This window comes from Sphingomonas arabinosi (genome assembly GCF_036663715.1).
In the GTDB taxonomy this organism is placed as follows: Bacteria; Pseudomonadota; Alphaproteobacteria; order Sphingomonadales; family Sphingomonadaceae; genus Sphingomonas.
The window spans coordinates 90,284-115,780 of record NZ_JAXOJN010000001.1 but is presented as its reverse complement, the minus strand read 5'-3'; the positions used below and the strand labels follow the sequence as shown (position 1 = coordinate 115,780).

The 25,497-nt window shown below is 66.0% G+C and carries 21 protein-coding genes; 10 read left to right on the top strand and 11 right to left on the bottom strand.

Translation table 11 applies throughout. The annotated features are described in order from the left end of the window. Positions 1-17: 17 nt before the first annotated feature. The 3 genes from U1708_RS00525 (at position 18) to U1708_RS00515 (ending at position 5,755) form a co-directional block, all read left to right on the top strand. Positions 18-2,438 (top strand): ligase-associated DNA damage response DEXH box helicase, encoded by a 2,421-nt coding sequence (locus U1708_RS00525; RefSeq protein WP_332741670.1) that lies wholly within the window; start codon positions 18-20, stop codon positions 2,436-2,438. Between the two features lie 1,026 nt (positions 2,439-3,464). Then, a complete protein-coding gene (locus U1708_RS00520) occupies positions 3,465-4,274 on the top strand; it encodes an aspartyl protease family protein (RefSeq protein WP_332741668.1) in 810 nt (269 codons plus the stop codon). A gap of 83 nt (positions 4,275-4,357) precedes the next feature. Next, complete coding sequence (locus tag U1708_RS00515) at positions 4,358-5,755, top strand: M20/M25/M40 family metallo-hydrolase (protein WP_332741666.1); 1,398 nt, start codon at positions 4,358-4,360, stop codon at positions 5,753-5,755. Positions 5,756-5,860: 105 nt separating this feature from the next. On the opposite strand, the gene U1708_RS00510 is transcribed toward U1708_RS00515, so the two are convergent. Beyond that, a complete protein-coding gene (locus U1708_RS00510) occupies positions 5,861-7,867 on the bottom strand; it encodes a potassium transporter Kup (protein ID WP_332741664.1) in 2,007 nt (668 codons plus the stop codon). Between the two features lie 169 nt (positions 7,868-8,036). Between U1708_RS00510 and pdeM the strand changes: the two genes are divergently transcribed. After that, on the top strand, positions 8,037-8,699 hold the full coding sequence (pdeM, locus tag U1708_RS00505; protein WP_332741662.1) for a ligase-associated DNA damage response endonuclease PdeM: 663 nt from the start codon (positions 8,037-8,039) through the stop codon (positions 8,697-8,699). Between the two features lie 204 nt (positions 8,700-8,903). Here pdeM and msrA read toward each other — a convergent pair whose 3' ends face one another. The 4 genes from msrA to pabB all read right to left on the bottom strand — a co-directional run bounded on the left by msrA (position 8,904) and on the right by pabB (position 13,134). Beyond that, a complete protein-coding gene (gene msrA, locus U1708_RS00500; protein ID WP_332741660.1) occupies positions 8,904-9,563 on the bottom strand; it encodes a peptide-methionine (S)-S-oxide reductase MsrA in 660 nt (219 codons plus the stop codon). A 49-nt stretch (positions 9,564-9,612) separates the two neighbouring features. Then, positions 9,613-9,759 carry a hypothetical protein gene (locus U1708_RS00495; RefSeq protein WP_307088212.1) on the bottom strand — a complete coding sequence of 49 codons (147 nt, stop codon included), beginning with the start codon at positions 9,757-9,759 and terminating at the stop codon, positions 9,613-9,615. A 353-nt stretch (positions 9,760-10,112) separates the two neighbouring features. Further along, positions 10,113-11,312: a pyridoxal phosphate-dependent aminotransferase gene (locus tag U1708_RS00490; RefSeq protein WP_332741657.1), complete on the bottom strand. Its 1,200-nt coding sequence runs from the start codon at positions 11,310-11,312 to the stop codon at positions 10,113-10,115. Between the two features lie 49 nt (positions 11,313-11,361). Next, a complete protein-coding gene (pabB, locus tag U1708_RS00485) occupies positions 11,362-13,134 on the bottom strand; it encodes an aminodeoxychorismate synthase component I (RefSeq protein WP_332741655.1) in 1,773 nt (590 codons plus the stop codon). Positions 13,135-13,214: 80 nt separating this feature from the next. On the opposite strand from pabB, the gene U1708_RS00480 reads away from it, so the two are divergent. Continuing rightward, on the top strand, positions 13,215-13,883 hold the full coding sequence (locus U1708_RS00480; RefSeq protein ID WP_332741653.1) for an MBL fold metallo-hydrolase: 669 nt from the start codon (positions 13,215-13,217) through the stop codon (positions 13,881-13,883). Positions 13,884-14,028: 145 nt separating this feature from the next. Here U1708_RS00480 and U1708_RS00475 read toward each other — a convergent pair whose 3' ends face one another. Both U1708_RS00475 and U1708_RS00470 read right to left on the bottom strand, forming a co-directional pair. Next, entirely contained in the window at positions 14,029-15,654 is a 1,626-nt protein-coding gene (locus tag U1708_RS00475; RefSeq protein WP_332741650.1) for a M28 family metallopeptidase, read from the bottom strand. Beyond that, positions 15,651-16,094: an MAPEG family protein gene (locus U1708_RS00470; RefSeq protein ID WP_332741648.1), complete on the bottom strand. Its 444-nt coding sequence runs from the start codon at positions 16,092-16,094 to the stop codon at positions 15,651-15,653. Before U1708_RS00470 ends, U1708_RS00475 begins: the two co-directional genes overlap by 4 nt. 225 nt (positions 16,095-16,319) lie before the next feature. Here U1708_RS00470 and rpmF point away from each other — a divergent pair, with 225 nt between their 5' ends. From rpmF to U1708_RS00445, 5 genes are all read left to right on the top strand, one after another. Beyond that, on the top strand, positions 16,320-16,499 hold the full coding sequence (gene rpmF / locus U1708_RS00465; protein ID WP_128455117.1) for a 50S ribosomal protein L32: 180 nt from the start codon (positions 16,320-16,322) through the stop codon (positions 16,497-16,499). A gap of 35 nt (positions 16,500-16,534) precedes the next feature. Next, positions 16,535-17,563: a phosphate acyltransferase PlsX gene (gene plsX / locus U1708_RS00460; protein ID WP_332741644.1), complete on the top strand. Its 1,029-nt coding sequence runs from the start codon at positions 16,535-16,537 to the stop codon at positions 17,561-17,563. Beyond that, entirely contained in the window at positions 17,560-18,528 is a 969-nt protein-coding gene (locus tag U1708_RS00455; protein WP_332741642.1) for a beta-ketoacyl-ACP synthase III, read from the top strand. Before plsX ends, U1708_RS00455 begins: the two co-directional genes overlap by 4 nt. A gap of 94 nt (positions 18,529-18,622) precedes the next feature. Next, on the top strand, positions 18,623-18,922 hold the full coding sequence (locus tag U1708_RS00450; RefSeq protein WP_307088196.1) for an integration host factor subunit alpha: 300 nt from the start codon (positions 18,623-18,625) through the stop codon (positions 18,920-18,922). A 100-nt stretch (positions 18,923-19,022) separates the two neighbouring features. Beyond that, on the top strand, positions 19,023-19,382 hold the full coding sequence (locus U1708_RS00445) for a MerR family transcriptional regulator (protein WP_332742568.1): 360 nt from the start codon (positions 19,023-19,025) through the stop codon (positions 19,380-19,382). A 39-nt stretch (positions 19,383-19,421) separates the two neighbouring features. Here the strand turns inward: U1708_RS00445 and U1708_RS00440 are convergent, their stop codons facing one another. The 4 genes from U1708_RS00440 to U1708_RS00425 all read right to left on the bottom strand — a co-directional run bounded on the left by U1708_RS00440 (position 19,422) and on the right by U1708_RS00425 (position 25,401). Then, positions 19,422-19,937 (bottom strand): Ros/MucR family transcriptional regulator, encoded by a 516-nt coding sequence (locus U1708_RS00440; protein WP_332741639.1) that lies wholly within the window; start codon positions 19,935-19,937, stop codon positions 19,422-19,424. A gap of 580 nt (positions 19,938-20,517) precedes the next feature. Next, on the bottom strand, positions 20,518-22,935 hold the full coding sequence (locus U1708_RS00435) for a WD40/YVTN/BNR-like repeat-containing protein (protein ID WP_332741636.1): 2,418 nt from the start codon (positions 22,933-22,935) through the stop codon (positions 20,518-20,520). A 37-nt stretch (positions 22,936-22,972) separates the two neighbouring features. Continuing rightward, a complete protein-coding gene (locus U1708_RS00430; protein ID WP_332741634.1) occupies positions 22,973-23,728 on the bottom strand; it encodes a WecB/TagA/CpsF family glycosyltransferase in 756 nt (251 codons plus the stop codon). A gap of 170 nt (positions 23,729-23,898) precedes the next feature. Then, positions 23,899-25,401 (bottom strand): hypothetical protein, encoded by a 1,503-nt coding sequence (locus U1708_RS00425; protein ID WP_332741632.1) that lies wholly within the window; start codon positions 25,399-25,401, stop codon positions 23,899-23,901. Positions 25,402-25,497 lie beyond the last annotated feature (96 nt).

Below are 25,497 nucleotides of genomic sequence, written 5' to 3'. Positions count from 1 at the left end.
TGATGCGTGAACAGGCCGTGAGCGACCTCCCCCCTCCCCTCGAAAACTGGTTCGCGTCGCGTGGGTGGCGGCCGCGGCGGCATCAGCGCGAGATGCTCGCCGAAGGACGTGCGGGGCATCATGCCCTGCTCGTGGCGGCGACCGGCGCGGGCAAGACGCTCGCCGGGTTCCTGCCCACGCTCGCCGAGCTGATCGAGGCGCCGACCACCAAGGGAGGGGGCGGCCTCCACACGCTCTACGTCTCGCCGCTGAAAGCGCTCGCGGTCGACGTACAGCGCAACCTGCTGACGCCGATCGACGAGATGGGCGTCGACATCTGCGTCGAGACCCGCACTGGCGACACCCCCTCCGACCGCAAGGCCCGGCAACGGATCAAGCCCCCGCAGATTCTGCTGACGACTCCTGAATCGCTGTCGCTGCTGCTGAGCTATCCCGACAGCATCACGATGTTCGAGACCCTCCGCACGATCGTCGTCGACGAGGTCCACGCCTTCGCCACCGGCAAGCGCGGCGATCTCCTGTCGCTGTGCATGGCGCGGTTGCAAAAGATTTCGCCGGGAATGCGCCGCGTCGCGCTGTCGGCGACGGTCGCGGATGCGGACGGCTATCGCGCATGGCTCGCCCCCGATGGCGACATCGACCAGGTCGCGATGGTCCGCGGCGAGCCCGGCGCGGACCCCAACATCGCGATTTTGCTGCCCGAGGGCCGCGTGCCGTGGTCGGGCCATTCGGGCCGCTATGCCGCCGCGCAGGTGATGGCGGAGATCGAGGCGCACGAGACCTCGATCGTGTTCTGCAACACGCGCAGCCTCGCCGAGCTGATCTTCCAGGATCTGTGGAAGGTGAACTCCGGCAATCTCCCGATCGGCGTCCACCACGGCAGCCTCGCAAAAGAGGCGCGGCGGAAAGTCGAGAACGCGATGGCCGAGGGGAAACTGCGCGCGCTGGTCGCGACGTCCAGCCTCGATCTCGGCGTCGACTGGGGCAATGTCGATTGCGTGATCCAGATGGGCGCGCCGAAAGGATCGTCACGACTGTTGCAGCGGATCGGCCGCGCCAACCACCGGCTCGACGAATCGTCCGAGGCGATCATCGTGCCGGGCAATCGCTTCGAATATCTGGAGGCACGCGCGGCGCTCGACGCGGTCGAGGTGGGCGAACTCGATTCGGATATCTTCCGCGTCGGCGCGCTCGACGTCCTCGCGCAGCACGTGATGGCCTGCGCGTGCGCCGCGCCGTTCCGCGAGGCGGACCTGCTCGACGAGATCCGCTCGGCGCTCCCCTATTCCGCGCTCCCGACCGAGACGTTCGAACGCGTGCTGCACTTCATCAGCGACGGCGGCTATTCGCTCAAGGCCTATGACCGCTTCAAGCGGCTGACCAAGGATCCGGACGGCACGTGGCGCGTCAGCCATCCCAAATTCATCGGCCAGCACCGCCTGAACGCAGGCATCATCGTCGAGGCGACGATGCTCAACGTGCGGTTCGGCAACGGCCGCGTACTCGGCCGCGTCGAGGAGGCGTTCGCCGCCCAATTGAGCCACGGCGACACCTTCTTCTTCGCCGGATTGAGCCTCGAGGTGATGAAGATCGACCTCGAGGATCTGGTCGTGCGCGCCACATCGAAGCCCGCGCGGATCCCGACCTATGGCGGCAGCCGGATGCCGCTGTCGACCAACCTCGCCGACCGCGTCCGCGGCTTCCTCGCGCAACCGGGCGCATGGGCGCGCTTCCCCGACGATGTGCGCGAGTGGCTGGAGATGCAGGCGTATCGATCGGTGATGCCCGAACCCGGCCAGCTGCTGGTCGAAACCTTCCCGCGCGAAGGCCGCCACTACATGGTCGCGTACAGCTTCGAGGGCTGGAACGCACACCAGTCGCTCGGCATGCTGATCACCCGCCGAATGGAAACGCAGGGACTGAAACCGCTCGGCTTCGTCGCCAACGATTACGCGCTGGCGGTGTACGGGCTGGAAAAGATCACCGACCCAGCGGCATTGTTCTCCGCCGACATCCTCGAACACGAGTTCGTCGAATGGGTACAACAATCGCACCTGCTCAAACGCGCCTTCCGCGAGGTCGCCGTGATCGGCGGACTGGTCGAGCGCCAGCATCCCGGCAAGCGCAAGACCGGCAAACAGGTGACGTTCTCGACCGACCTGATCTACGACGTGCTGCGAAAATACGAACCGACGCACCTGCTTCTGGAGGCGGCATGGGCGGACGCACGCGCGCGAATGACCGACGTCGGACGACTCGCCTCACTACTCGACCGCGCGGCGGCAACGATGGTCCACGTCGACCTGGAGCGCGTAACGCCGCTCGCGGTGCCGGTCCTGACGCTGATCGGCCGCGAGAAGATCTCGACGAACACCTCGGACGACGCCCTCCTGATCGAGGCGGAAGCAATGATCGCCGACGCCATGCGCCCGGATTGAGCCGGGCACGGACTCCGTGAATCCCGCCACCACGGATCCCTTGGATCCTGCCACCACGGACTCCTTGAACCCTGCCACCACGGCACCCTAAAATTACCACCCCGCCACCCTCAAATACACCACCCTGCCGCGCTCAAATGCACCACCCTGCCGCGCTCAAACGCACCACCCTGCCGCGCTCAAACGCACCACCCTGCCGCGCTCAAACGCACCACCCCGGCGAAGGCCGGGGCCCAATTGGGAAGGTGGCAATAATCGCGCACTGTCCACAGTTAGCAGCGTCCCCCAATTGGGCCCCGGCCTTCGCCGGGGGGGAAGCAAACATGGCGCCGATCCCGATCGGAAACGAACGACGTTCCAACCCAACCACCACCCCCCTGTTCTCCCGCGAAGGCGGGAGCCCAGCCTGGGTCCCCGCCTTCGCGGGGAAACAGTTTCACACGCCACAGCAATACCGCCTCGGCGTTTCAAAGAACCGCCCACCCTCACCAGATCGCTGTACCCCGGCGAAGGCCGGGGCCCAGTTGGTGAACGCTGCTAACGAAGGGCAGTCCGAAATTACTGCCACCTCTCCACCTGGGCCCCGGCCTCCGCCGGGGTGGTAGCCTCTCATGCCGATCCCGATCGGAAACGGACGCACGTTCCACCGCAATCTCCACCGCCGCCCGATCGGAAACGAACGACGTTCCAACCCAACAACCACCGCCCCCCTGTTCTCCCGCGAAGGCGGGAGCCCAGTCTGGATCCCCGCCTTCGCGGGGAAACAAACTTACGATAACCATCATAACATTCGGGGCCGTCCGCCGCTAACAACGGTAGTTGCGCGCACCCTGAAATGAGCGCAGCATTTGCAGCATGCACAGGTGGCTAGCCCTTCTATTGCTAGTCGTTTCCGCCCAGGCCCCCGCCCAGGCCAGAGCCCAGGACGCCGTCCCCCCGCAACAAAATGCTGCACCCCCGCCAAGTGCAGCATCGGCAACAGAGCCCGACCCCGCCACACTCCTGTTCGCCGAAGACGAAACCCGCATGACCGTCCCGGTCACGATCGCCGGCGCGGGACCATTCCCTTTCGTCGTCGACACCGGCGCACAGCGCACCGTCATCTCGCGCGAGCTCGCCGCCACGCTCGGCCTCGCGCCCGGCCGCACCGTCCGTGTCACCGGCATGACCGGATCCGACGCCATCGGCACCGTCATCATCCCCTCGCTGAAAGTCAGCGTGATCGGCAGCGCGGCGATCGAGGCGCCCGCGATCAGCGCGATCAACCTCGGTGCACGCGGGCTGCTCGGGATCGACACGTTGCAGGATCACGCGGTGACGATCGACTTCGACACCAAGACGATGACCGTCACCCCCGCGCGCAGGCGACAGAATCGCGAACGCGCGGGGCCCGACGAGATCGTCATCCGCGCGCGCAGCCTGTTCGGCCAGCTCGTCGTTACCGACGCCTATTGCAACGGCATCCGCATCCGCGTGATCCTCGATACCGGTACCTCGGTCACCATGGCCAATGGCGCGCTCCGCCGGAAGGTGGCGCGCAAGGCATTGGGCCGCGCACGGGCCTTGCAACCCGTATCGCTGACCGGCGTCACCGGCGAAACCGTGGTTGCCGACTACACGACGATCGACCGGGTCTCGATCGGCAGCCTGACGCTCGGCGACCTGCCCGTGGCGTTCACCACCGCGGATGCGCCGCCGTTCCGTCAGTTCGGCTTGTCCGACCGCCCCGCGATGCTGCTCGGAATGGACGTGCTGCAACTGTTCCGTCGCGTCGACATCGATTTCGCCAACCGCGAGGTGCGACTCGCCTCGCCCCGCGGAACGCGCCGGCGCTGAGAGCGGCGTTGAGCGCAGTGGCGTCGAGGTTGCGTCGGCGCGCGTTCGCTGCAACTCTTCGTCCAGAAACAAGGGGGACGACGATGCGCGCGACTGGCTGGCTGCTTACGGCGGCGATTTTGACGACACCGATCTCGGCACAGGCGCAGTCGCGGCCTGACCAGAAGGCGTTCCTCGGCCTCTACAAGGAACTGGTCGAGACCAACACGACGCTGTCCGCCGGCAGTTGCACGCAGGCGGCGGCACAGATCGGCACGCGGCTGAAGACGGCGGGCTATGCCGATGCCGACATCACCTATTTCTCGGTGCCCGAGCATCCCAAGGACGGCGGGCTGGTCGCGGTGCTGAAGGGCTCCGACGCGTCGCTCAAGCCGATGCTGCTGCTCGCGCATCTCGACGTGGTCGAGGCCAAGCGCGAGGATTGGGTGCGCGATCCGTTCAAGCTGATCGAGGAAGGCGGCTATTATTACGCGCGCGGCACCGTCGACGACAAGGCGCAGGCGGCAATCTGGTCCGACGCGATGATCCGCTTCAAGACCGGCGGCTACAAGCCCAAGCGCACGATCAAGCTGGCGCTGACCTGCGGTGAGGAAACCACGTTCGCATGGAACGGCGCGCAGTATCTGGCGAAGGAAAAGCCCGACCTGATCGCGGCGGAGTTCGCGCTGAACGAGGGCGGCGGCGGGCGGCTCGACGACACCGGCAAGCGCCAGTTGCTGGCGATCCAGATCGGCGAGAAGGCCGCGCAGAACTACACGTTCCTCGCCACCAACCCCGGCGGCCACAGCTCGCAACCGATCCCCGAGAACGCGATCTACGAACTCGCCGACGCGGTGAAGGCGGTGCAGGGCTACGAGTTTCCGGTGAAGTTCACCGATACGACCAAGGCGTTCTTCGCGGCCAGCGCGAAGGCGATGCCGGGCGAGATGGGGTCTGCGATCACGCGGCTGCTCGCCAATCCGGAGGACAAGACGGCGGACGCGATCGTCAGCCGCGACAAGGCGATGCACTCGACCTTGCGGACTACCTGCGTGGCGACGCTGCTGAACGCCGGCCATGCGGAGAACGCACTACCGCAGCGCGCGACGGCGAACGTCAACTGCCGCATCTTTCCCGGCGAGACGGTCGACGGCACGCTCGCCAAGCTGAAGGAACTGGCCGGCGCGAAGGTTACGGTGACCGCCAACCAGCCGGTCCGCCCGACCGCGATCCCGCCGACGCTCGACCCGAAGATCATGGGCCCGGTGACCAAGGTCGCGGCAAAGCACTTCCGTGGCATCCCGATCCTGCCGATGATGTCGACCGGCGCGACCGACGGCATCTTCTTCGAAGCGATCGGCATCCCCGTCTACGGCGCGCCGGGCGTCTTCATCGACAAGGACATGGGCGGCATCCACGGCCTCAACGAACGCATCCGCGTAGCATCGCTCTACGACGGCCGAGACTATCTCTTCGACCTAGTGAAAGCCTTCGCGGGGTGAGCGCACTGTCCCTCTCCCCTCCGGGGAGAGGGAGGGAGGAGCCAAAGGCGACGGAAGGGAGAGGGGCATGAGGCTAGAAACGGTGCCCCACAACGCCCTTGGAGTTCAGACCGTGACCTGCTCGCCCAACTCCAGCACCTTCCCCGGCGGAATCCTCAAGAAGTCCGTCGGATCGCTGGCATTCCGCTGAAGGAACATGAAGATCCGGTCCTGCCAAGGCGGCATCCCCTTCTCCGCATCCGGCTTCAGCGTATTCCGCCCGATAAAGAACGACGTCCGCATCGGATCCAGCCCAAGCTGCTCGGTCTTGTTCCCAACGCCCAGATCGCGCGGCACGTCGGGCGACTCCATGAACCCATAGGTCAGCACGACGATCGAGAAATTGTCGTCCACCCGCTCCACCTTCGCGCGCGCGGACTCTTCCACGAACGGCCGGTCAGCCGTGCGGATGCTGCAGATCAGGTTGCGCTCGTGCAGCACCTTGTTGTGCTTCAGATTATGCAGCAGCGCGCCCGGCGTCGCGTGCGGGTTCGCCGTCAGGAACACCGCGGTCCCCGACACGCGCTCCGGCGGACGCTTCTCCAGCGCCGCGGCGAGGTCGGTCAGCGGGATGCTTTGCCGCTTCTCGAACGCGCTGACGATCTTCTTGCCGCGCACCCAGGTGAAGATGATGAGCCCGATCGACGCGGCGATGACCAGCGGCACCCAGCCCCCCTCGATCACGCGCAGGATGTTCGCGCCGAAGAAGATCAGGTCGAGCGTCAGGAACGGCAGGATCGCCGCCAGAGCGAGCGGCCGCGACCAGTTCCACCGATGCCGCACGACGATATACGCGAGCAAGGTGGTGACCACCATCGTGCCCGTGACCGCGATGCCGTACGCCGCCGCCATCGCCGACGACGTCTTGAACTGCACGACCAGCACCAGCACGCCGATCAGCAACAGCCAGTTGATCGCCGGCAGGTAGATCTGGCCCGCGAACACCGCCGAGGTCTGGCGGATACGCAAGCGCGGGAGCAGGCCGAGCTGGATCGCCTGCTGCGTCAGCGAGAATGCGCCGGTGATCACCGCTTGGCTGGCGATGACGGTCGCGAACCCCGCCAGGATGATCAACGCCGGCCGCAATGGCTCGGGCGCCATCAGGAAGAACCAGTCCTGGTTGACGAACGGCACGCCCCGCGCCGCCGCATCCTCGAGCCGCGACAAGGCGAACGCGCCCTGCCCCAAATAATTCAGCGCGAGCGCCGGAAAGACGAGGAAGAACCAGCCGATGCGGATCGGCAGCTTGCCGAAATGCCCCATATCCGCGGTCAGCGCCTCGGCACCGGTGACGGTCAGGAACACCGCGCCGAGCACGAACAGCCCTGTCACGCCGTGCGTCGCGAGGAACGAGACGCCGTAGGTCGGCAGGAACACCCGGACGATCGAGGGCTCGTCGGCGATGTGCCAGATCCCCAGCGCGCCGATCGCGACGAACCAGACGATACAGACCGGGCCGAACAGCTTCGACACCTGTGCCGTACCGCGGGCCTGGATCAGGAACAGCGCGATCAGGATGCCGATCGTCAGCGCGCGCACCACGCCCTCGTTGAAGATATGCGCCGCGCTCGGGATCGTCCGCAGGCCCTCCATCGCCGACAGCACCGACAGCGCGGGCGTGATGATCGCATCGCCATAGAACAACGACGCGCCTGCCGCGCCGAGCACGATCGCCACCTTCGACCGCATGCCGAGCGCGCGACGGGCGAGCGCGGCCAGCGCCAGCACGCCGCCCTCGCCCTGGTTGTCCGCGCGCATCAGGAAGATGACGTATTTGACGGTCACCACGAGGAACAGCGACCAGAGCGCGAGGCTCAGCACGCCGAGGATCTCGCTCGGATCGATGCCGCCCGCGGACGACTGCCCGAGCGCCTCGCGGAAGGCGTAGAGCGGACTGGTACCGATATCGCCGAACACCACGCCGATCGCGCCGACCGTCAGCGCGGCCAGCGCCGGATGCGGATGCAGATGCGCCGCGGACAGATCCGATGGCGCGCACGCCTGCCCCGCCGCCTGCTGGGCAGCGTGTTCGGGCACGAGTGCGGTCTCGGGTGTTCCGGCTACGGACGTCATGGCGCGCAGAGCGCTCCTCCTGATGGGACGGCGCGCTTTACGCCGATTGGGGGCATGCGCAAGTGCCGCCGGCCCGTGCCTGCTGGCGTGCCCGATCGGACGCCGGATTGGACGCGGGATTAACCGATGGCGGGTTGATTCACGCGGCGGGCACCGGCATGGCGAGGAAATGGTTCCCTTTTCGTTCGGCGGACATGCGCTTCTGGCGTTGGCGCAAGGCGCGCTGTTCTGGCCGGAGCGGCGTGCGCTGCTGGTCGCCGACCTGCATTTCGAGAAGGCGAGCTGGTTCGCCCAGCGTGGCCAGATGCTGCCGCCCTATGATTCGATCGCGACATTGGCCGATCTCACCGCGCTGGTTACCGCAACCGGCGCACGCGAGGTCTGGTGCCTGGGTGACAGCTTCCACGACAGCGACGGGTGCGAGCGACTGCCGCAACGCGCGCAGGACATGCTGCGCGCAATGACCGACGGCACGCGCTGGACCTGGATCACGGGCAATCACGATCCGGCGATCCTCGACCGGTGTGGCGGAGAGGTCGTGGACGAGGTCGTCGTCGACGGCCTGGTGCTGCGCCACGAAGCCGACCGGACGGAGACGCGACCGGAATTGTCGGGGCATTTCCATCCGAAGCTGCGGTTGCGCGTGCGGGGTAAGTCGGTTGCACGGCGCTGTTTCGTGGCGACCGCAACGAAGCTGATTTTACCGGCGTTCGGGTCGCTGACCGGAGGGCTGGACGTGGACCATCCGGAGATCGTCCGGGCGGTTGGGGTCGGGGCCGAGGCGATGGTGCCGGTGGCGGACCGAATGCTGCGGTTTCCGGTGGCTGCTTGAAGGGCGCCTACACTCGTAACGCACAACCCGGCGAAAACACATCACCGGGCGAATAACGCACCACCCCCGGCCAAACACACCACCCCGGCGAAGGCCGGGGCCCAATTGGGAGCGGCATATAACGAAGGACCGTCCACAATTACCTCGACCTTTCCAATTGGGCCCCGGCCTTCGCCGGGGTGGTAGCAATTCGAGGTAAAGCCCTCACCGCGAAATCGTCGGAAACGCCGCGCGAAACGCAGCAACCTTCGGCTTGTCCCACATCACGATATACGGATGCGTCGGGTTCCGGTCGTAGAAATTCTGGTGATACGCCTCGGCCGGATAGAACGTCCCCGTCTCCAGCTTCGTCACGATCGGCCCCGAGAACGCCCGAGTCTGCCCCAGTTGCGCGATGTACGCCCGCGCGACCTGGGCCTGCGCCGGCGACTGCGGGAAGATCGCCGAGCGATAGCTGGTGCCGCTGTCCGGCCCCTGGCGGTTCAGGCGGGTCGGATCGTGCGCGATCGAGAAATACACGCGCAGCAGAGTGCCGTAGCTCACGATACGCGGATCATACGCGATCCTGATCGCTTCGGCATGGCGGGTCGTTTCGGCGGACACCTGATCATAGGTCGCGGTCGCCTTGGTGCCGCCGGCATAGCCCGCCGTGACGGCCTTCACGCCCTTCACATGCTCGAACACCGCTTCCATCGTCCAGAAACAGCCGCCCGCCAGCACCGCGGTCTGGATACCGGGCGCCGCGGGAAGGTCGGTCTTGACGGCGGGGATGACGACGGCGCGGGCGCCCTGTGCGGTGCCGGTGGACAGGAAAGCCCCGGCAATACCGACGGCGGCAAGCGTGGCGAGAAGCGGCTTTTTCATGTTTGTATACATGGTGTTGCGCCGATCGTTCGCCAAGACGCGCGCAAGATCAGCGCGTGGCGGGCGCGCTGTGCTCGAAATGGCTGGCAAAGGTCTGGCGGGCTTCCGCAGGCTGCATCGCGAGCAAACCGATGGCGCCGAGGACGAAACCGCCGCTGAACTGCCAGAAGAAACTCGACTTTACGATACTGCGCATGATGCGATCCCAATGAATTCAAATGATGACACCGACCGGATGGATCGGCGTCAGCTACGTACCGGCATGTCGTGGAGATACCGGCCAACCACAATGTCGTTTTTAGAAACTCTCGATTAACGCGCCGTGGCCGATGCGTTCATCGTACAGCAGGCATCACCCGACAGGATTGCCGGAAGATGTCGCCGCATGTCCCAAATGTTGCTCAACCCTTCCGATCTTCCCCCGCAAGGGTGAGGTGTCGCCGAAGGTGACGGAGGGGGAGGACACGGAACAGGCGTACCCCTCCCTCCCCTCCGTCTGGCAAACGCCAGCCACCTCGCCCTTGCGGGAGAGGATCGTTCAGCTTTGCCTTATTTCAGCGCGGCACACGCTGTCTGGATTCGCGTGCAAGCCTCGCGGAGCAAAGCGTCGGAGGTCGCATAGCTGATCCGGAACGCAGGGCTGAGCCCGAACGCCGCACCCTGCACCACCGCCACCTTGGCATCGTCGAGCAGATAGCCGACCATCGCCTCGTCGGTATCGATCAGGCGACCGTTCGGCGTCGTCTTGCCGATCAGCTCCGCGAACGACGGGTACACGTAGAACGCACCCTCCGGCGTCGGGCAGTGCATGCCCTCGATCTCGTTGAGCATCGCCACGACCAGATCGCGGCGGCCTTGGAACGCGGTATTGCGCTCGGCGAGGAACGACTGGTCGCCGTTCAGCGCCGCCACCGCAGCCGCCTGCGCGATCGAGCACGGGTTCGACGTCGACTGCGACTGGAGCTTGGCCATCGCCTTGATCAGCCACGCCGCGCCGCCCGCATAGCCGATCCGCCAGCCGGTCATCGCATAGGCCTTGGAACAGCCATTGACGGTCAGCGTGCGCTCGAACAGCTCGGGGCAGGCTTCGGCGATCGTCGCGAACTTGAAACCGTCATAAACGATGTGCTCGTACATATCGTCGGCGAAGATCCACACGTGCGGGTGCTTGGCCAGCACCGCGCCGAGCGCCTTCAGCTCGTCGATCGTGTAGCCGGCGCCGGTCGGGTTCGACGGCGAATTGAGGATCACCCACTTGGTCTTGGGCGTGATCGCCGCGTCGAGTGCGGCAGGATCGAGCTTGTAGCCGACCTCGGGTCCCGCCTTGACGATCACCGGCACGCCGCCCGCGAACTGCACGACGTCGGGATAGCTCACCCAGTAGGGCGCGGGGATGACTACCTCGTCGCCCGGATCGATCGTCGCGACCATCGCGTTGAACAGGGTGTGCTTGCCGCCGACGTTCACGCTGATCTGGTCGGTCGTGTAGATGAGCTTGTTGTCGCGCGCGAACTTGGCGACGACCGCCTGCTTCAGCTCGATCGTGCCGTCGACATTGGTGTATTTGGTCTTGCCGTCGCGGATCGCCTGGATCGCCGCCTCTTTGACGAAGTCCGGCGTGTCGAAATCGGGTTCGCCCGCACCCAGGCCGATCACGTCGACGCCTGCGCGCTTCAGTTCGAGAACGCGCGACGTGATCGCGAGCGTCGGCGAAGGGCTGATGCGGCCGAGCGCGGCGGATGCGTGCATGGTGTAACCTTTGCGGTTGTCCGCAGTTTCGCCGCGGAATTCGCGGGCGCTATACGCTCCGCTTGGCCGAATTCGCAACCGTAACGATGGCAGGAATGAGCCCACGGACCGCATTTCCGATGAAGAAACCGGCGGCGAGGTCGGCCTGGGTGATCTGCGCCTCGATCGCACGACCCGATTCGACCAGTTCGGCGCGGAGAATGCCGGGAAGCAAGCCCGAAGACTGGCTCGGCCGTAGCGGCGGCGTCACGAGGGTCGCGCCACGCTGCACGAACAGCGACGTGAAACTCCCTTCGGTCAGAAAGCCCTCCGCATCCTCGAACACCACCTCGAACGTGCCCGCGGCCTTGCGCGCATCGTCGTAGAAGGCCCGCGCGCTCGTCTTGTGGCGGAGGCGGAAGTCGGCGGAGGCGACCGGCAGCGGCACGATCGCGACGGTCGCTTGCGCAGGCGATTGCGGCAGCGGTGCCGCCTCGATCGCGATCGCGCCCGACGGGCTCAGCAACAGGCGGATGCGGCGGGGCCCCCGCAACCGGAAGGTCGCCGCCTGGAGCTCGTTACGCGCGGTGTGGCGATCAAACGTGAACCCCAGCGCCTGCGCACTCGCCTTCATCCGCGCCAGATGCGCTTCGAGACGGGTCAGCCCCTCGTTGGGATCGAACGCCATCGTCTCGATCAGGTCGAAGCGCCGCTGGCCGGCGGTGACGAACGCGCCCTTGGCCTGGCATTCCTCCCACTCCGCGTCGCCCGCGCTGTCGGCGACGATGCCCGAACCGAGGCTCATCGTCGCCGCGTCATCGCGGACCGCCAGCGTCCGGATCGCGACGTTGAAGATCGCGTCGCCGTTCGCGTCGAACCGGCCGATCGAACCCGTGTAGATGCCACGAACGCGGGCGTGCTCGACCTCGGCGATGACCTCCATCGCGCGCTGTTTCGGCGCGCCGGTGATCGACCCGCACGGGAACAGCGCGGCCAGCACGTCGACCGCGTCGCAGTCCGGTTTCAGCGTCGCGGTGACGGTCGAGGTCATCTGGTGGACGGTCGGATAGGTCTCGACGGTGAACAGGTCGGGGACCGCGACGTGGGTGGCGACGCGCGACAGGTCGTTGCGCATCAGGTCGACGATCATCAGGTTTTCGGCGCGCTGCTTGGGGTCGGCGGCGAGGGCCTCGGCGAGTGCGCGGTCGGCTTCGGGAGTCTCGCCGCGTTGCGCGGTGCCCTTCATCGGGCGGCAGGTGAGCGTGTCGCCGTCGAGCGCGAAGAAGAGTTCGGGCGAAAGCGACAGGAACCGGGTCTCGCCCGTGTCGATCAGCGCGCCATAGCCGGCCTTCGCCTGCCGCCGCAGCCGCGCGTAGAGCGCAAGCGGGTCGCCGACGAACGGTACGCTGGCGGCGAAGGTGAGGTTCGCCTGATAGATGTCGCCGGCCGCGATCAGGTCGAGCACGCGCGCCAGGCTGGCGTCATAGGTCTCGCGGTCGATCAGCGGCGCGGGTGCACCGGTCCACGCGCCGGCGGGGTCGGGAAGCAGCGCGGCGACGTCGTCGGGCGCTATCGTCCGGTATTCGGCGAACAGGCCGAACCAGAGCAGCGGGCCTTCGGTGCGGACGTCGACCGGCCTGGAGGCGAGCGCGGCACCGGCTTCGTAGGCTAGGTACCCGGCGGCGTGGAGTCCGTCCTCGCGGGCTTTGCGGAGCGCGTCGAGTGCGGGGCGGACTTCGGCCAGGGTATCGGCGCGGACGATTCCGACGGGGTCGCGGTACAATCGCGCCGGGGCTCCTGCCGCGCGGGCATCGTCGAGCAACACGTAGGGCGCGGTCCACATCGCCAAGACTGTTGCACGGAGCGCGAGGCAAACCGCAAGCGCCGATTGCTCCTTAGGGCGCGCTATCCTATTTCGGGGCCATGACAAATCCAGCCACTCCGCCCCTGCGCGCCGCGATCGTCCAGGTCACGCCGATCCAGCAGAACTGCACGATTATCTGGTGCACCGCGACGATGAAGGCGGCGGTGATCGATCCGGGCGGCGACCTCCCGCGGATCATGGCGGCGGTCGAACAGGCGGGGGTGACGGTCGAGAAGATTTTGCTCACGCACGGCCATATCGATCACGCGGGTGGTGCGAAGCGGCTGTCGAACGACCTCGGCGTCCCGATCGAGGGCCCACACGAAGCGGACCGCTTCTGGCTCCAACGCCTCGACCAGGACGGCCCCAAGTACGGCATCTCGGGTGTGAACTTCGAACCCGACCGCTGGCTGGTCGAGGGCGACACGGTCGCGGTCGGCGACCTCCTGCTCGACGTCTACGAAACCCCCGGCCACACCGAAGGTCACGTTATATTCCACCACCCCCCCTCAAACTTCGCCCAAGTCGGCGACCTGTTGTTCCAGGGGTCGGTCGGGCGTTCGGATATGCCTGGGGGAAATCATCAGGTGCTGGTGAAGTCGATCGTCGAGAAACTCTGGCCGCTGGGGAGCGATACGAGCTTCATTCCGGGGCATGGGCCGGCGAGCACGTTCGCGCATGAGCGGGCGACGAATATGTTCGTGAGCGATCGGGCCTTGGCGGAATAACGTCCGCTTGCAAACCTAGCTGGTCCCCCGCGGAGGCGGGGGCCAGTTGGGGGACGAAGATTGGCCGGCGTCGCGCTCTGTTATTGCCACCTTTCCAACTGGGCCCCGGCCTCCGCCGGAGTGGTTGCCAGCGTGAGGGCTGGTCTTACTTCCGCTCCCCCGCAGTCTCACCCCGGACCGACTTGAACTCCGACCCAGCGCGCCATTCCGGCCACAAACGGCTGTTCGCCAGCTTCGTCCCGATCGTCTGGAACAGCCCGACGTCCTGCGCCGCACCGCGGAAGTCCCAATCCGGGCTCCAAGCGTCACAGGTCTGGTGATAGCATTTCATATAGCCGTCGAGCCACGCCTGCCCCGCAGTCCGCCCGCCCTTGACCAGATCGGGTGCGCCGCTGATCGCCATCAGCAGCAGTGTCGGCACGCCGCGTCGCGCGACCGAGAAATGATCGGCGCGGTAGAACAGCCCGCGTTCGGGCAGCGCCTCAGGGGTTACGACGCGGCCTTGGGCCTTTGCAGCGTCGCCCAGCATGTCCTCGAGGCTGTTCTGGCCGGCGCCGACGAGCATGACGTCCTTCGCGGGGCCTGCGGTCTGGAGGATGTCGAGCGTCAGGTTGGCGACCGTCTTCGCCGCCGGATAGACCGGGTTCACCGCATAGGTTTCCGAGCCGAGCAGCCCGCGCTCCTCGCCGCTCCACAGCGCGAAGACGAGGCTGCGGTCGGTGCGGGGTGCCTTGGCAAACCCACGCGCCAGTTCGAGCACGCCCGCCACGCCGAGCCCGTCGTCGTTCGCGCCGGGGCGGATCGTGCGGCCCTGCGCGTCGGGCGCGCCGATGCCGTAGGCGTCCCAGTGCGCGCCGAACATCACGACCTCGTCGGGATGCGTCTTGCCCGGCAGTTTCGCCAGCACGTTCTGGCTTACGGCGGTGTCGTGCTTCACCGTCAGGTCGGTGGTGAACGCCTGTTTCAGCGCGACCGGGCGGAAGTCGCTCCGCCGCGCGGCCTTGCGCATCGTTGCCAGATCAAGGCCCGAGGCTGCGAACAACTGAGCCGCTGCGCCACCCTCCAGCCAGCCTTGGAGCATCACCCGCGACTCGGGATCTTTTCGCACGATGTCGTAATTCTCGCCGGCCGGCGCGGTCACCGTGCTCCAGCCATAACCCGCGCCCGGCGTATCGTGGACGATCAGCGCGCCGACCGCGCCACGCCGCGCCGCCTCTTCGTATTTGTACGTCCAGCGGCCGTAATAGGTCATCCGGCGGTCGCCGAACTTGCCCTTCGAATCGTCGCCTGCGACGGCTTCGAAATCGGGATCGTTGACCAGGAACACCGCGACCTTTCCCTTGAGGTCGAGGCCCTTGAAGTCGTCCCAGCCGCGCTCCGGCGCGCTGACGCCGTAGCCGACGAACACCATCGGCGCGTTCGCGATGGCGACGCGATCGACGCCGCGCACGGTGCTCAGATAGACGTCACGCCCCTGCGCCAGCGCGGTGTCGCCAGCACGGACGGTGCCCGAGCCCATGCGCGTGTGGACGAGCGGCACGGCTTGCGTCCAGCTGTCGTTCGGCCCACCGGGTTGCGCCTTCATCGCCTTGAACTGCGCGATCAGCCAGGCGATCGTCTTGGTCTCACCCGGCGTCCCCGGCGCCCGACCCTCGAACGCATCGGAGGCCAGCGTCTTCACGTCCGCGGACAATCGCTCGGGCGAGACTTGCGCCACGGCAGGGAATGCAGCCATCAGCGCCGCGACGGGAAGGAAGCGAAACGCGCTCATGCCCGGCCACCCGACGGCACGACCTGGAACGTCTTCGCGGCCGGTACCGTATTCGCCTGATACGCGATCGCCAGCGCCCAGCAGGCAAGCACCGCCATCAACGCCCACGTCACCAAAGCGCCACCCGCCCGCGGCAAACTCGACGTCGCCCGGTCCATCCCGAACGCGTGCGCCACGCGGGCGATCACGAACATGACGCCCGCGATCCACAACCACGTCGTCGATCCGCCGGCGAGTTCGATCAGCCCCAGCAGGATCAGGATGAACGGCGCATATTCGGTAAAGTTCGCATGCGCGCGCATCCGCCCCTGCAACAGCGCATTGCCGTTATCGCCCAGCAGCACCTTGTCCTTCACCCGGATCGGCACGATTCGGAAGGCGAGCCACAGATTAACGACGGCCGCAGCCGCTGCGATCGTCAGTGTCACGGGTAAAATCACGGCGTTGCCCCTCGTTGGATGTCGCGGAAGGTCCTGCCACTCGCGACCAATGGTTGCAACGCGGGGGCGAAAGCTTGCAACGCGGGACGAAATCGCTATAGCGCCACGCTTCGCGAGCGTCAGGCCGCATGGGTTGCTTCAGGCGGCCGGCATTCATGTCGGTTGCCGAGTTCCGTGTCCGGGCGTACTCAGAGCCCCGACCTTTAGATTGAACAAGGTGCCGAAATGGCCGTCCCCAAAAGAAAAACCTCGCCCTCCAAGCGCGGCATGCGCCGTGGCCACGACTCGCTCACAATCGCGTCGTTCCAGGAATGCCCGAACTGCGGCGAACTGAAGCGCCCGCACAACCTCTGCGGCTCGTGCGGCCATTACAATGGTCGTGAAATCCTCTCGGTCGAGGGTTGAGGTCGCAAGCCTCTAACTTGAACGAAGGATAGCGAATGCCCGACAGCGGCTGGATCGCGGTCGATGCGATGGGTGGCGATGACGGGCTGGCAGTAATGCTCGCCGGTGTCGCCCTCGCGCGTCATCAATTCGAGGGCATGCGCTTCCTGCTGGTCGGCGACGAAGCTGCGATTCGTGAGGGGCTCAAGGCTCATCCGAACCTGTCGCAGCATTCGGAGATCGTCCACGCGCCGGAAGTCGTCGGGTCGAGCGAAAAGCCGACCCAGGCGATTCGCCGCGCCAAGAAGACCTCGATGGGCATCGCGATCGACCTGGTGAAACAGGGTCGCGCCGCCGCCGCGGTGTCGTCGGGCAATACCGGCGCGCTGATGGCGATGGCGAAGCTGTCGTTGCGGATGCTGCCCGGGATCGACCGGCCGGCACTCGCGGCGCGTCTGCCGACGCTCGGCGATACCGACATGGTGATGCTCGACCTCGGCGCGAACACCGAGTGCGACGCGCGCAACCTCGTCCAGTTCGCGATCATGGGCGCCGCCTATGCGCGCACCGCACTCGACATCCCGCATCCTCGTGTGGCGCTGCTGAACATCGGCAGCGAAGACATGAAGGGCACGGACGAGATCCGCGATGCGGCCGCGCAATTGCGGGCGACGCCAGCGGTCGACATGGAGTTCAACGGCTTCATCGAGGGCGACCGACTGTCGCGCGGCGAAGTCGACGTCGTCGTGTGCGACGGCTTCTCGGGCAATATCGCTCTGAAGACCGCCGAGGGCACCGCGCGATTCGTCGCCGACCTGCTCAAGCGCGCCTTCCGCAGCTCGGTCCGCTCGAAGGTCGGCTTCCTGATCTCACGCCCTGCGACCGAATTGCTGCGCGATCATCTCGATCCCAACAATCACAACGGCGCAGTCTTTCTCGGGCTCAACGGCATCGTCGTAAAGAGTCACGGCGGCGCGACCGATCGCGGCGTCGCGACCGCGATCGGCAACGCCGCCAAGATGGTCCGCAACGATCTGATCCGACGCATCGCCGACGATCTCGGCAGCGTGGAGAAGGCGGCATGATCCGGTCTGTGGTCATCGGCACGGGGTCCGCCCTGCCCGCTCGTCGCGTGTCCAACGCCGAACTCGCGGAACAGGTCGACACCAGCGACGAGTGGATCGTCGAGCGCACCGGCATCCGTTTCCGCCACATCGCCGGCGAAAGCGAGACGACCGCAACTCTGGCCGCAGACGCGTGCCGCGCTGCTTTGACCGCCGCCGGTATCGAGGCGCAGGACATCGACCTGATCGTGCTCGCGACCGCGACCCCCGACCAGACATTCCCTGCCAGCGCCACCAAGGTGCAGGCAATGCTCGGCATCAACGACTGCGTCGCGTTCGACGTCGCCGCGGTCTGCTCGGGCTTCCTCTACGCGGTACAGGTCGTCGACAGCATGATCCGCAGCGGCGTCGCCAAGCGCGCGCTGGTGATCGGCGCAGAGACGTTCAGCCGCATCCTCGACTGGGAAGACCGGACGACTTGCGTGCTGTTCGGCGACGGCGCCGGTGCGATCGTGCTCGAAGCGCAGGACACCGCCGACGAAGGCGGCCGCGGCATTCTCACGACCAAGCTGCACGCCGATGGCCGTCACAACGAACTCCTCTATGTCGACGGCGGCGTCTCGACGACCGGCACCGTCGGCAAGCTCCGCATGAAGGGCCGCGAGGTGTTCCGCCACGCGGTCACCAATCTGGCTTCGGTGATGACCGAATCGCTGGCGATGGCCGGGCTCGAGGCGGATCAGGTCGACTGGGTCGTACCGCATCAGGCGAACGCCCGCATCCTCGACGCGACCGCGCGCAAACTGGGCCTCGCCCCCGCGAAAGTCGTGGTCACCGTCGACCAGCACGCCAACACGTCGGCCGCCTCGGTACCGCTGGCGCTAGACGTTGCAGTACGCGATGGTCGCATCCAGCAGGGCCAGATCGTTGTCCTAGAAGCGATGGGTGGCGGGTTCACCTGGGGCGCTGCGGTTATCCGCTTCTAATCCCGGAAAAAGAGTTCGATCCACTTGTAGAACAAATCCCTTCCGGTCGCCTTCTCGCTTGTGTAGGAGAAGCGTCGAGACTGGGAGCTTGTGAATGACGATGACCGGTACTTTGACGCGCGCCGATCTGGCTGAATCTCTCCATCGTGAGGTGGGTTTGTCGCGTGCGGATTCCTCGAAGATCGTGGAACAGATCCTCGCCGAAATGTGCGGCGCGCTGTCGCACGGCGAGAACGTCAAGATTTCGGGGTTCGGCACGTTCGTGCTCCGTGACAAAGGTGAGCGCGTCGGTCGCAACCCGAAGACCGGCATCGAGGTACCTATCGCACCCCGTCGGGTTCTTACCTTCCGTGCAAGCCAGATGATGCGTGAGCGCATTGTCGGTGCCGACTGATTCAAGTGTGCCCGACAGTGCCGACGATTTCGATGGCGATCTCCCAAGCAGCGTCGGCTTAAACGACTGTCGTGCCCCAACACTCGACGGCAACGCACTGATTGTAACCAGCAGCCCAGGCAAAACCGATACCGCGTTCAGGACGATCGGCGAACTGTCCCGCGAGACCGGCCTGCCGCAACACATTCTACGGTATTGGGAAACACGGTTTTCCCAACTTCGCCCACTTCAGCGGGCAGGAAACCGTCGATATTACCGGGCCGAGGACGCCGTTCTCGTACGCCGGATCGATACCCTGCTAAACTGCGAAGGCTATACTGTTCGCGGCGTGCAACAGTTGCTCGCAGCCGAGAAGACGACGTCAGTCGCGCCTGACACGAGCGACCCCACGATCCCGGCCCTGCGGGCAATCCGAGCCTTGCTGGCACAAGCTTTGGTCGAGGATGGTAGGCACACCTGATAGACGAGAGGGAAAGGCCGAGCCTCTCCCCCATCGCTATTAATCTTCGCTGCCCAACGTCTTCTTGGCCGCATCGATTGCAGCCTTACCGCCCTTGCGAACGGTCTTGATCGCGCCCTCGCCGGCCTTCTCAACCGTTGTGCCAGCCTTACGACCTAGCCCGATCGACTTGGCCATCGCCCGGCGCGCTTCGGAATAAGTCGCGGCGACCATCGGATAATCGGCCTTCAAGTTGAAGCGTTCGCGGTATTGCTCCGGAGTCATGCCGTTCGTCGAAAGATGACGACGCAGCGTCTTGTACTTCTTGCCGTCGATCATCGAGATGATGTGATCGGGCGATGCGAGCGACTTGCGGACAGACACCGCTGGCTCGGATGTAGGCGCGACAGCAGTTTCGGGCTCTACGTCGGCATTGCCGACGAGTTTCTCGACAGCGGTATGCATCGCGACGAGGAACGCCGGGACGTCGTCTGCGGCGGTGCGTGTATTAGGGTTCGCGAGCCACGCTGCTGTCAGTTCGGCAGCGAGCTCAACCGTATTAATCGTATCAGTCACACTATGTCCTTGAATTCGTAACGCACCCCTGCGGGCAGGGCGTACAACTTTTGTCTGGAAATGAACACCAGATGTTTGACATACGCCCATTGTTACATTTTGTTCATCGAACCGAGTAAATATTAGTTGGTACACTTTTCGTGGTGATCGCGTTCGCTACCCCCGCCGAAGATTGCCGACGCGTAGTCAATATGCCCAACGTCAGAACGAACGAATCTGTGTCGAAATGCCAGGCAAAATTGAATGTCTCGGGTCGATAAACAGGACGGTTCGACCGCAGCGGAACGACAAGCAGTCCTGGCGACCCTGATGCTATTGCTGCCTGTAGCGCAGTCTTTTCAATGCTCAGACAGTCGTTGTTGGGTGTCGAACAATGACTGACCCAACCTTACGCACCGCGGTAAAGTGCCGTATTTCTGCACGGCGTAATCATACAGGCCGAGGGTGAAGCGCTCATCCCGAGTGCAGCGCTATATCGCACGTTAGACCCGCGACCATCGTAACTGGTGCAGGTGCATAAAGGACACAGTTTTTCGCCTCTAAGGAAATCCCCGTCGGTCGCCCATGGCCCCAAGACGACTCAACGGACCAGCGAGCATTGCACGTCCGCCAGCGGCCGGTAGGGCGCGGGTTTGCACGGTGCAGGTTCGCCCCAGATCCAGCTCGAACCGACATAGCCGAGATAGACGCGCCCGAAGACGTCGGGATCGGCGCCGACCACGCTGACCTGATCGAGCGAGCCGACCGGAAAGTCGGTTAGTTGCTGCCAGCTCGCGGCGTTGTCGACCGAGCGCCAGATGCCGTATTCGCCGGCTACGCGACCTGACAGGAACAACGTCGGATAGGTCTTGCCCTTGGCCGCCTTGCCGAATGCGATGTCGTCGACGCGGGTGACGCTGGGGACGATTTGCCAGGTCTTGCCGCCGTCGATGCTGCGACGCAGGCCGGTGTCGCTGGTGTGTTCGAACGCAGAGGTGAAGAACAGGTTGCCGGGGTGGCCGGGCACCGAACGGAGCTTTGCCGCAAGCTCGCTCGACGGGGCGAGTTCGCCGTCGAAGACCTTGTCCCAGCCGACGCCGCCGTCGGTCGTCCGCCACAGTCCCTGGAGACCGGCGTTCGCGCCACCGCCGCTATGATAGAGATAGAAAGTGCCGGGGACGGCCTTGTCCGCGGTCAGCGTCTTGCGTTGCATCCACTGCGCCTGGAACGATCCGGGGCTATTGCCGCTAGCGCCAGGCAGGCGGACCGGGGTCCAGCTGCGGCCGCCGTCCTTGGTGTAGTAGGGCTGGCGGTTGAACGCGGGTGCCCAGATGATGTTCTGCGGATCGCCGGACGAAACCGCAATCGTCCCGAACGACATCCGCCAGGGATCGCCGTCCTTGGTGCCGGGCGGTGTCGGCAGCGTCGGGAACTTCGCCCATTTGCGACCGCCATCATCGCTGGTGCCAGCCATCACCGCATTGCCGTCCTCCGAACAGCAGCCCATCCGCGCATCGGACGCGTTGCTGACGACGAAGCCGGGCGTGGCCGGCGTCCAGTCGAGCTGCGGGACGGTCATCAAGGCCCGCTCGCCGGGGCCGAACGTCGTCGAATAGGCGTTGAGATCGTCCTTCACGTGGATACCAAAATCCCAGCCCGCAAAGATCGGCGAGCCACCGGACGGCTGGATCACGTCGTTGGCAACGAGTTCCTCGATCCCGCGCGTCTGGCTGACCCAGTCGAGCGCCCCCGTGCCGGGCGGCACGTCGGCGTAGAACACGCCCATGCCCGCCGCAACCCAGACCCGGTTCGGCACCACGGGATCGAACATCATGTCCGCGGTCGTGAAGAACGGTGTGTTGGCGACGCGCAGCCAGGGGGGATCGCTCTCCCCGGCCTTCGCGCTGTGCGATACGCTGTTCCAGGTCGCGCCGCCGTCCGTGCTGGCATAGCCCTGCCCGCCGCGATCGACGACGATCACCTGGTCGGCTCGCGGATTGGCGACGACGGCGGCATATTCGCGTACGGTCAGGCCGAGGTCTGCGGTGAGATCACGCCAGCGACCGTCGCGGTACGACCAGATCGACTTGGTGAGGTCGTCGACGCCGAAGAACGTGCCGCGACGATCGAAAATGCCGCGCTGGAGCGTCAGAGGCTGCACCCCGACCGCGGGAAGCGGCCGGAACGTCGCGCCCGCATCGTTGGACACGAACGTGCCGGCGCCCGACGCGAGCGCGAACAGCCGTCCGGTCGGCTTGCCGCCGGCGGGTCGTTCGAACCAGAGCATCGTGCCGGGCGTCTGCGCGCCGGCATCGGGCTTGCGATCCTTGCTGACCGGGACCGAGCCGACATGCGTCCACTGTGCGCCGCCATCGGTAGAGCGCCACAGCCCGGTCGCGGGGGTGCCGAGCAGGACGATGTCCGGATTGGTCGGATCGACCGCCATGAACGGGCCGTGCAGGCGGAACTCGCTGTTCGCGTCCCATACCATCGGAAAGGGATTGCCGGCGTTGGGCTGGACCCAGTGCCTGCCGGTATCGTCGGAGCGATAGACCCGGCCCTGAAGCGCCATGTAGATCCGTTGCGCGCGCGAAGGGGCGACGACGATCTCGTACGCGCCTGCGGCGGCGCCGTTCTGCGTGCGGATGCTGTCGGGCATCGACGCAGCGGTGACGAGCTGGCTCCAGCGGTTCGCCGATGCGTCCCAGATATACGCACCATAGACGTCGGTGCGCGCGACGAAGGTCTTGCCCGACGCATCGCTCGACAGGCCCGAGATCATGCCGCCGCCGCCGATCGCGACGTGCTTCCACTGATAGGCTTCGGACGCGACCGGGCCACCGGCCTGCGACAGAGCGGGCGGTGCGGCGTGCGCCTGGTGATCGCCCCCGAACCAGAAGGCGGCGATCCCGGCGGCCAGCGCGAGCAGCATCACGACGCCCAGGATCCACGGCCAGCGACGGCGGCGGGGCTGGACGAAATCCTCGTAGCGGACGGTGCGGCGTACATGTGGTTCCATCGAACTCCCTGCCGATCCCGGCCCCGCGCGAGGGCTGTCAATCATGCGTTCTGGTTGCCAGATAGTAGATCGCGACCGGACTTGTCACGAGATAGCGCCAGCCGAGCCGCACCGGCTCGCGCGCGGCCCGGTAGAGCCACTCCAGGCCGGTCGCCTGCATCCAGGTCGGCGCGCGCGATACGCCGCCGCCGTAATGATCGAACAGCCCGCCACAGGTCCGGATCCAGGCGACCCCGCCGAGCAGATGGCGGTTGTCGACCGCGAACCGCTCCTGTGCGGGACTGCCCATGCCAATCCACAACACGTCGGCGCCCGACGCGCGCACCTTCGCGCAAATGTCCGGGATCGCGTCGGGCGAAAAGAAGCCGTGGCGCGTGCCGACGACCTTGAGGCCGGGGAAGCGGCTGCGGAGATGTTGCGCGGCGCGGGCCGCGACGCCCGGTCGCGAGCCGAGGAAGAAGAAGCGGATGTCGTCGCGCGCGGCGATGGTGGCCGCGTCGAGCAGGAAGTCGGTGGTGGCGATGCGCTCCTCGAGCGGTTCGCGGCACAGGAGCCGGCTGGCGAACACCAGCGGCATGCCGTCCGCATCGACGATGTCCGCGCCGTCGATCAGCCGCCGATAGTCCTCGTCGCGGTTATAAGCGGCGATCACGCTGCCATTGGCCGAGGTGACAATGCGCGGCTCCGTCAGCGTCCCGGCCCGCGCGCGCGCCGTGTCGGCGAGCATCAACGCTGCGAGCTCGTCGCGCCGCAGCCGGGCGATCTTCATGCCGCCGATCGTCGCGGTCCGCACGTTGCCAGCGGGCGCATCGACGGCGTCCGGCGCAGTCCTGTGATGATCGCGTTCGAACAGCGGTCGTCTCCCCGTCCGGATCTTACAACACCGGAAACGCCTGACCTGAATTGAGGATGCTATGCGCGGGCCTGCCAAGCGATTGCAACCCTGATCCCAAATTGCGGACGTTACGGTGCCAGTCGATACACGTCGTATACTTCATCGCCCGACGCGGTGCGCAGCGCCGCGAGCTTGGTGGTCGCGGCGCGGAACTTGGCGATGTCCACCGGATCGAGGACGAGCGGTCCGAAGGTCCCGCGATCGATCACCGCGCGCTGCGTGATATCGTCGAGCGACGCGGAGAGCAGGATCACGACCGGCCTGTGCGTGGCTGCGGTGAGGCGCCGCGCGGTGGTGAGCAGGCGTCCCGGGCTCATCGGCGCACTCTCCGCGAGCGTCATCGGCACCAGCGACGTAAACCGGTCGCGCCGTACGGACCAGGTCGGGTTCGCGCCGTAATAGGCAATACTCTCGATCAGGAAATCCGAATCCGCGATCACGACCGATCGCGAAAGCCCCTTGGTCGCGAGCAGGTCGACCAGCGCCTTCGCCTCGCCCTGCGGCTGCGCCTTCATCGCCTGGACGACGGCGCGGGCCGTCGTGGGAAGCTGTGCGGCGAGCAAGGCGAGGAACGCGATCCGGCCGATCCGCTCCGCACGGCGCGCGAATGCGTTGTCGTACCAGCCGCCAAACCCTCTCGCCGTCAGCCAGTGCAGCACGACGAAGAACACGATCAGCAGCGCGTCGTGGCGGTAGTGGCCTGGATAGACGAACACGAACAGCAGTTGCAGCCCGCCCAGCGCCGCGATCGCCGCGACGAGCGCGGCGGGGCGGCGCGCGAAGGCGGCGACGCTGCCGGTGACGAGCACCGCCGCGAGGATCGTGACCGGCAGGCTCGCGTTGAAATTGCCGAAAATCCGCTGGAACTCGACGCCGGGTATGAGATGGAGCAGCGTCTGGCCGAGGCTCCGGTGTACGGCGGCGGGTGCGTCCTCGACCGACGGATAGACCGATACGAACGCAAGCAAGGCGCCTACGCCGGCGACGATCATCGCGGTGAGCCATTGGCGCTTCGCCTGGCTCCAACCCCACCCCTCGCGCGCGACCAGATCGCCGAGCCAGAAGACTCCGAACGCGCCCGCCAGCACGACCGAATGAACGTTGGCGTTGCAAAGCAGGAACAACAGGCAGCCCAGGATCAGCCAAGGATAACGCCGCAGCTCCCGAACCTGCGGATAAGCACAGGCGACGAGCAGCAGCAGCAGCATCGCAAGCCCGTAATTCCGCGCCATCACCACATAGTCGAACGTCGCGAACCCGCCGAACAGCGTCAGGATCATCACAGGCAAAGACAGGCGGGCGACGAATGCCAGTATCGCCGCGGCAACGATGCCGATCGCCAGCGCAAGGCCCGGCAGCACCAGTTTCGTCCCCAATAGGTCGGTGCCCAACCGCAGCAGCACATGCCAGAGCAGCGGATGCCCATAACCGCGCGCCGCGCCCGGCATGTCCAGGATCGAGGCCCCTTGCGTCGCAAGGTTGAGCGCGCGGACCTCGTCGCGCCACATCACGTGATGCGCGACCAGGAACGCTACGAGCGCTAGCCATGCGATGAAGATCAGGAGGCGCAACGGCCCGCGCCTGCTTGGCGATCGTGCGCCGCTATCTACAATTGGGAACAGTCCGTCCGCTAGTCCACACACTCGCGCCGAACCCATTGAGCGGGC